The sequence below is a fragment of the Streptomyces sp. NPDC048337 genome, from assembly GCF_043201175.1.
Lineage (GTDB): Bacteria > Actinomycetota > Actinomycetes > Streptomycetales > Streptomycetaceae > Streptomyces.
The window spans coordinates 75,518-83,098 of the sequence record NZ_JBICYR010000023.1; the positions used below are offsets into that span (position 1 = coordinate 75,518).

Consider the following 7,581-nt stretch of genomic DNA (forward strand, 5'->3'; position numbering starts at 1 on the left):
ATACGTCTGGGGGTGAACCCTCGTGCAGTTCACCCATCGCGCTGACGCGGGGCGGCGTCTCGCCGAGGCGCTCCGCCACCTGAAGGGGGAGAATCCCGTCGTTCTTGGGCTGCCGCGCGGGGGGATCCCGGTGGCCTTCCAGGTGGCGCAGGCGCTCGGGGCTCCGCTCGACGTGATCGTCGTCCGCAAGCTCGGCGTCCCCTACCACCGTGAGCTGGGTTTCGGCGCCATCGGTGAGGGCGGCGTACGGGTGATCAGTGAGGACATCGCCCGCCGCAGCGGGGTCGGGGCGGAAGGTCTGGCGGCGGTCGAGCGCGCCGAGGAGGCGGTGCTCGCCCGGCAGGCCCTGAAGTTCCGCGAGGGCCGACCGCGGGTGGATCCGGCCGGGCGGACGGCGATCGTGGTCGACGACGGGATCGCGACCGGGGCCACGGCCGCCGCCGCGTGCGAGGTGGTCCGCGCGATGGGCGCGGCCCGCGTGGTGCTGGCCGTACCGGTGGCGCCGCCGGACGCGGTGGCCTGGCTGCGGACCGAGGCGGACGAGGTGGTCTGCCTGTCCACGCCGCACGCGTTCTCGGCCGTCGGCCAGTGGTACCAGGACTTCTCCCAGACCCCGGACGAGGAGGTCGTCGACCTGCTGGCGCGGGCCGCCGCCACTCCCGCCGGTCCCTCCGCGATCGAGGCCGAGACCGAGGTGGAGGTCGAGGTCGACGCCGGCGGGGTCGCGCTCGCCGGGGACCTCACCCTGCCCGAGGGCGCCGGCGCGGTGGTGATGTTCGCGCACGGCTCCGGCAGCAGCAGGCACAGCCCGCGCAACCGCGCGGTCGCGGCCGACCTGAACCGGGCGGGGCTGGGCACCCTGCTCTTCGACCTGCTCACACCGGCCGAGGAGGGCCACCGGGCGAACGTGTTCGCCATCGAGGTCCTGGCCCGGCGGCTGGCGGACGCCACGGGCTGGCTGCGGAGCCGCGAGTCCCTCCCGATCGGCTACTTCGGGGCCAGCACCGGGGCCGCGGCCGCGCTGTGGGCGGCCGCGGACGAGGACTCCGGCATCGGCGCGGTCGTCTCCCGCGGCGGCCGGCCCGACCTCGCGGCACCGCGGCTCGCCGGCGTACGGGCGCCGACCCTGCTCATCGTGGGCGGCCGCGACACCATGGTGCTCGACCTCAACCGGCAGGCCCAGCAGGAGCTGCGCCACTGCGAGAACCGGCTGGAGATCGTCCCCGGAGCCACCCACCTCTTCGAGGAGCCGGGCACCCTGGACGAGGTCTCCGCCCTCGCCCGCGACTGGTTCACCCGCCACCTGACGCCGTAGACCCCCTGCCGCGGCTAGGAGATCCCGAAGAGCCGGGCCGCCTGGTAGTACGTCCACGCCGTGCTGTCGCAGGAGGCCTTCCGCCCGCCCGAGTACTGCGCGCAGACCCTGCGCAGGTCCGCGTGGAAGGCCTCGTCCAGCCGGGATTTGGCGACCGCGAACAGCCCTGCCGCCCGGTGGTTCCGGTAGCCGAAGTCGTGGCGTGCGCAGGCCGTCCGGAAGGGGAAGCCGAAGGGGTTGTCGGGTGAGGAGGTGCAGTAGTCCGTCGACCAGTCGAAGCCGTACGCGGCCCAGGTGTCCCGGTGGTCCCGCGCGTCGGCCCAGGCCCGGTAGCTGGCGGCGTCGGTCTGCGTCCAGCGGCTCAGCACCTGCGGCTTGTCGCCCGGCACCGCCGGGGCCGCGGTGGCGGCGGACGGGGCGAGGGCGAGCACGGCGGCAGCGGCCGCCGAGGCGAGAGCGGGGGCGAGACGGCGGGAGCCTCGGCGGGAGGCGCGGCGGCGCATGGCACTCCTGGGGGCGGGGCGGGTGAGGGCGGATCCGCGCGGGCGGATCCCTCCTCCCCAACTCCCCCGGGCGCCGCCGGGTCACTAGGCGTTGACGGACTTCGTCATCTTCGACCCGGCCACAGCTGGCCCTCAGGTATGAGGCCGGATGCTACCTGCGGCAGAGTTCGGATTCGTACTGAGGAGGGACGCGCGATGCGGGTGTCGCAGCCGAGTCTTGAGAGCATGAATCGCCGCCGTCCGTTCGTCATCGTCGCCGCCAGCGTGGGCGTCCTCGCCACCGCGGCCTTCGCACTGCCCAACCTCCCGCCCAACCCGGTGACCGACATGGTCAACGCCGGGGTGTTCAAGGAGAAGGGGCACCGCTTCGCGACCGCCGCCGACGCGCCCACGCGCGAGGACCGGGCCTTCGCCCTGCCGTCCTGGATACCCAAGGACGCGACCGACGTCCGCATACGGGTGCGCACCACCGGCGGCTCCAAGTTGATCCGGTTCACGCTGGGGGCGACCCCGCTCGACGGCCCGCAGTGCACCTCGGGCACGCCGAAGAAGGTCGTCGGACCGGACCTGGGGGCCAAGTGGTGGCCGCACCGCGACCTGGCGGCCGAGGAGCGGACCGAGTGCCGGGACGCCCACCAGTACCAGGTCGTGGTGCGCGGCAAGCAGGTCTACGCCTGGACCGACGGCACCCCGTCCCCGGGCGCGAAGACGCAGAACGGCACTCCGGTCGCGCACGGCTGACGGGGGGGGCGGCTAACCGCGCGCCAGGGCGGCCGCGGTGGCCCGGGCGAAGCCGTCCGGATTGTCCAGCATGATGTTGTGCCCGCAGTCGGGGAGGGCCACCACGGCCACGCCGGCCGCCTCCAGGGCCTCGGTCCCCGGAAGCGGGCCGTCCGCCTCGGGCAGCAGGAAGGTGCGCGGGATCTTCAGCTCCAGCAGCAGCTCCCGCATCGTGGGCGTCGTACCCGCCGCGAGGTGGACGGCGCTGCGGTACAGGGCGGTTCGGCCCGCCAGCCGCATGGTGGCCCACCAGTGCGCGCCGACCCGGTCGCGCACCTCCGCCCAGCCGCCGGACAGGAACTCCTCCTCGGTGTAGGAGGCGATGCCGCTGCTTCCCGCCGTTCCGGGGGCGCGGGGCTGCGGATCCAGATTGGCGTCGACGAGCACCAGGCGGGACACCAGGTCGGGGTGCCGGTCGGCGAGCACGATGGCCACCGCGCCGCCCATGCTGTGCGCGATCAGCTCGGCGCCCCGCACGCCGGCCTCGGTGAGGGCGGCGGCCAGCGCGTCGGCGTGTTCCTCAAGGGTGTAGCCGAAGGTCTCGGGCCGGTCGCTGTGGCCGTGCCCCAGCAGGTCGACCAGGAGCGAACGGCGCCCCGCCAGCAGCGGATGGACCGCGCTCGCCGCGAAGTAGGCGGGTGCCGTGGCACCGAGCCCGTGGACGTACACGCGGGCCGGTTCCTCCCCCGGCAGTTCGACCCATCGGATCCGGTCACCTTCCGCGGTGACGGCGGCACTTCGCACGATCGTTCCCCTCGTCGTCGAGGGGATGAGGATAGCCAGTGGCCCGGCGGCTACTCTCGGTCAGGTGATCGAGTACGTGAACCAGCTCGGCGGCGGCGCCCCGCGGACGGGGGCGGCGCCCGGGGACGCGGCCGCGACGGTGTGGTGCCTGGACACCACGCTGGCGGTGGTCGGCGGCCACCCGGTGGGCACGGCCGGAGCCGTGCTGGACGCGGCCGAACGGGAGCGCGCCGGGAAGCTGTTGCGGCCCGCCGACCGGCAGCGGTACCTCGCCTCCCACCTCGGGCTGCGCGTGCTGCTCGGCGGCTACCTGGGGCTGGACCCGCGGGAGGTCGTCCTGGTCCGGGAGGAGTGCCCGTGCTGCGGCGGCCCGCACGGCCGGCCCGCCGTCGCGGGCGGCGGCGTGCACTTCTCCCTCTCGCACAGCGGGAACGTGGCCTACCTGGCCTTCGCCGGGGTGCCGGTGGGCGTCGACGTGGAGGAGATGCCGGGCGCGGCATCGGTGGCCGACGTGTTGCCGCTCCTGCACCCGGCGGAGACCGCCGAACTCACCGCCCTGCCCGCGCCGGACCGCCCGCCCGCCCTCGCCCGCGTCTGGGCCCGCAAGGAGGCTTGCCTCAAGGCCGCGGGCACCGGCGTCGCCAACGGGCTGGCCGACCCGTACGTCGGCTCCGCCCCCACCCCGTCCCCCGTCCCGGGCTGGACCCTGACGGACCTCCCCGCCCCCACCGGCTACACGGCGGCGCTGGCCGTCCGCTCCTGACCCGCCCCGACCGCCTCGGGGGCCGACCGCCACGCCGCGGCGAAATCCACCTGCCGATCCGTCATCCCGGCATTATCGTGGCCGCCATGGACATCCGCCGGGCCGTCACCCCCGCCGAGATCGCAGCCGCCGAGAGCCTCTTCGACGGGCCCGTCCGCGAGGAGTGGTCCGCCCGCTTCCTCGGCGCCCCCGGCCACCTGATGCTCATCGCCTACGTCGACGGCGTGCCCGCCGGCATGGTCACCGGGGTCGAGATGAGCCACCCCGACAAGGGCACCGAGATGTGCCTGTACGAGCTCTCCGTGGACGAGGGGTACCGCCGCCGCGGGATCGGACGGGCGTTGACTCTGGCGCTGGCCGACGAGGCGAAGGCGCGGGGCTGTTACGGCATGTGGCTGGGGGTCGACGCCGACAACGAGGCGGCGCTGGCCACGTATGCGTCCGCGGGGGCCCGGAATGAGGGCCTCTTCGCGATGCGGGGCTGGGCCATCGCCCCGTAGCGGGCCCGGGGTGCGGCGCCGCTGCGCGAGCGACCCCGGGCTGCGCCCGGGCTTCCTGGAGCTCCGCCCCAGACCCCGCGCCTCAAAAGCCGGCGAGGCTGGATGGTGCCCCCTGCGGCGGCGTGTCGTGCGGCCAGTCGGCGCACCCTCCGTGCGGGTGCGGCGGGGGTCGCCGAGCATCGGGCGCATGACCGCACTGACCGCACTCCTTCCCGCCGCCGCGCTCCTCGCGGCGGCCGTCCTGCCGCCGTACGCCGATGCCGAACCCGCCACCGCCGCCTACGTCGTCGTCCTGAAGGACACCAGCTCCCGCGCCCCGACCCGCGCCCTGGCCGCCGAGGCGGCGGACGCCGGGGACGAGGTCCGGGCCGTCTACGACGCCGCCCTGAACGGCTTCGCCGTCCGCACCACCGCCACCCGCGCCGCCGCCCTGGCCGCGGACCCCCGGGTGGCCTCCGTGGAGCCGGACGCCCGGTTCCGCATCGCCGACACGCAGCCGCAGGCGCCCTGGCCGCTGGACCGGATCGACCAGCGCGAGCTCCCGCTGGACGGCGCGTACACGTACCCCGCGAAGGCCGAGGGCGTCACCGTCTACGTCCTGGACACCGGGATCAACATCCGCCACCGGGAGTTCGGCGGCCGCGCCCGCACCGGTCACAACGCCGTGTGGCTGGAGACCTCCGGCGACTGCAACGGCCACGGCACGCACGTCGCGGCGACCGTGGGCGGGGAGACCTACGGGGTCGCGAAGGGGGTCTCCCTCGTCGCCGTGAAGGTGGCCGACTGCGCCGGTTCCGGCAGCCTGTCGGACATGGTCGGAGGCCTCGACTGGATGGTGAAGGACGCTGCGAAGACCCCCGGCACCCCCGCCGTGGCGAACATGAGCATGGGCGGCACCCGCAGCCGCGCCCTCGAAGCGGCGGTGTCCCGGGCCATCGCCGCCGGCATCACCGTCACCGTGGCCGCCGGCAACGACGGCAAGGACGCCTGCACCGTGTCCCCCGCCGTCGTCCCCGAGGCCGTCACGGTCGGTGCGACGGACGCCGGGGACCGGCTGGCCTCCTTCTCCAACCACGGCCGCTGCGTGGACCTTTCGGCTCCGGGCGTGGGCGTCGTCTCGGCCTGGAAGGGCTCCCGCAAGGCCCTCGCCCGCTCCTCCGGCACCTCCATGGCCTCCCCACACGTGGCGGGGGCCGCCGCGCTCCTGCTGGCGGGCGGCGCGGCGAAGACCCCGGCCCAGGTGTCCGAGGCGCTGGTACGGAACTCCGTGACCGGCCGGATCACCGCGCTCCCGGCCGGCACGCCCAACCTCCTGCTGCACCTGCCCGCCGGCCACTGAGCGGGTTCACCGACCAGTCGGTATCCGATGGGCCGTCAGGGAGTTGTCAGACCCTCCCTGATGGCCCATCAATTTCTGTGTGCTTCGGGCGAAAAGAAGTCATTGACTTCTCATCACGGCGACGCGTCAATATCGGCCACCGCACCGGCTCGGCCTCCCCCACACAGCGGGTGGGGGGAGGGGTTCGTTTTGACGAAGGAGTCGCGACCCAGTGAGTACGAGAACGCTCAGACGAAAACTGCTGGCCGGGGCGGGCGCCTTGTCCCTGGCCCTGACCGGTGGCGTCGTGGGCCTGGCGGGGACGGCGCAGGCCGCGACCAAGACCACGCCCGTGTTCGTGAAGTGCGTGGCCCCGGCGCCGCAGCCGGGGGCCGACGGCAACCAGGACTTCACGGTCACCCTCCCCGACGGCGCGAAGGCCGGGGACGTCGTGCCCATCACGATCGACCCGGGCGAGACCCCGGTCGTCCCCATGTTCACGATCGACACCGTGAACACGATCAAGGCCAAGCTGCTGGTCGGCGGCGTCGCCCAGACCGTGACCAGCCCGGCCACCCCGAGCCACCAAGAGGCGAACAAGAAGTCCGACCCGCCCGCCTTCACCGGGAACATCACCGTCCCGGACGGCACCGAGGGCACCACGATCCAGGTCACGATCGACCAGGTCATCACGGACGCCAACCTGGGCGGAACGATCTACACGACCACCTGTACGCCCGAACCGCGTCCGAGCGCCTCGATCGGTTCGGTGGCCGTGGCCGCCGTACCGAAGGACCCGACCACGACCAAGGTGACGCCCAACAGCGGCAAGGCGGGCACCGCCGTCGTCGCCACCGGCGCCAACTTCCCGGCCGGCCCGGTGACCTGTAGCGCGCTCCTCGCGGGTGCGGCCACCGGTGACACCGGTACGGGTACCGCCGACGCCTCGGGCGCCGCGACCTGCAACCTCACGGTCACCAAGAAGGCCGACGAGATCAAGATCAACGGCTCGGTCGGCGCGGGCAAGGCCTTCGTCTGGGTCGAGGTCCAGCCCGGCGTCCAGAACCCGGTCGACGTCGAGGTGCTGCCCGGTCCGCTGGCCATCGGCCCGCAGAGCGGCAACCCCGCCGTCAGCTTCGGCAAGGTGACCATCAACGGCAAGCCGCAGTCGGTCGTCGGCCAGTTCACCGCGATGTCCGTCCAGGACTTCCGCGGCGGCTCCCTCGGCTGGGACGTGACGGCGACCCGTACGCCGTTCCTGAACCAGACCACCGGGCACTCGATGGCCAAGGCGCAGATCGGCATCCAGCCGTCCTGCACCGTGACCAACCCGGACAGCCCGAGCACCTGCTCCGCCGGTGCGCCCGGTGCGATCACGGACACCCCGATGAAGGTCGCCTCCCAGGCGGCCGGCGGGGACGACCTGACCGGTGGTGAGTTCGCCGTCGGCGGCGGCGGGATGATCCAGCTCCCGCCGTTCATGTTCGCTGACACCTACCAGACGGTGGTCACCTTCTCCATCGCCTGACCGCAGTCCCGCTCCGCCCAGGGTGGTGGGGGGGGGCCGCGCCCCCCCCCCCCCCCCCCCCCACCCCCCCCCCGGGCCCGCCCCCGCCCCCCCCCCCCCCCCCACCACACAAGACGAGGAGTCCGGCACC

The 7,581-nt window shown here is 74.2% G+C and carries 8 protein-coding genes; 6 read left to right on the forward strand and 2 right to left on the reverse strand.

Annotation, left to right across the window (positions count from 1 at the left end):
• The first annotated feature begins 22 nt into the window (after positions 1-22).
• A complete protein-coding gene (locus ACGFYU_RS30145) occupies positions 23-1,315 on the forward strand; it encodes a phosphoribosyltransferase family protein (RefSeq protein WP_393830466.1) in 1,293 nt (430 codons plus the stop codon).
• Between the two features lie 14 nt (positions 1,316-1,329).
• Here ACGFYU_RS30145 and ACGFYU_RS30150 read toward each other — a convergent pair whose 3' ends face one another.
• Positions 1,330-1,818, reverse strand: coding sequence for a phospholipase (locus tag ACGFYU_RS30150; RefSeq protein ID WP_393830467.1), 489 nt, complete (start codon positions 1,816-1,818; stop codon positions 1,330-1,332).
• Positions 1,819-2,043: 225 nt separating this feature from the next.
• Here ACGFYU_RS30150 and ACGFYU_RS30155 point away from each other — a divergent pair, with 225 nt between their 5' ends.
• Positions 2,044-2,559: a hypothetical protein gene (locus ACGFYU_RS30155; RefSeq protein WP_393830468.1), complete on the forward strand. Its 516-nt coding sequence runs from the start codon at positions 2,044-2,046 to the stop codon at positions 2,557-2,559.
• A gap of 12 nt (positions 2,560-2,571) precedes the next feature.
• Here the strand turns inward: ACGFYU_RS30155 and ACGFYU_RS30160 are convergent, their stop codons facing one another.
• Complete coding sequence (locus ACGFYU_RS30160; RefSeq protein ID WP_393830469.1) at positions 2,572-3,342, reverse strand: alpha/beta fold hydrolase; 771 nt, start codon at positions 3,340-3,342, stop codon at positions 2,572-2,574.
• A 64-nt stretch (positions 3,343-3,406) separates the two neighbouring features.
• Between ACGFYU_RS30160 and ACGFYU_RS30165 the strand changes: the two genes are divergently transcribed.
• From ACGFYU_RS30165 to ACGFYU_RS30180, 4 genes are all read left to right on the forward strand, one after another.
• Entirely contained in the window at positions 3,407-4,105 is a 699-nt protein-coding gene (locus tag ACGFYU_RS30165; protein WP_393830470.1) for a 4'-phosphopantetheinyl transferase family protein, read from the forward strand.
• An 86-nt stretch (positions 4,106-4,191) separates the two neighbouring features.
• Positions 4,192-4,605, forward strand: a complete 414-nt coding sequence (locus ACGFYU_RS30170; protein WP_393830471.1) for a GNAT family N-acetyltransferase — start codon at positions 4,192-4,194, stop codon at positions 4,603-4,605.
• Between the two features lie 187 nt (positions 4,606-4,792).
• A complete protein-coding gene (locus ACGFYU_RS30175; protein WP_393830472.1) occupies positions 4,793-5,944 on the forward strand; it encodes a S8 family peptidase in 1,152 nt (383 codons plus the stop codon).
• A 211-nt stretch (positions 5,945-6,155) separates the two neighbouring features.
• Positions 6,156-7,451: a hypothetical protein gene (locus ACGFYU_RS30180; RefSeq protein WP_393830473.1), complete on the forward strand. Its 1,296-nt coding sequence runs from the start codon at positions 6,156-6,158 to the stop codon at positions 7,449-7,451.
• The last annotated feature ends 130 nt before the right edge of the window (positions 7,452-7,581 follow it).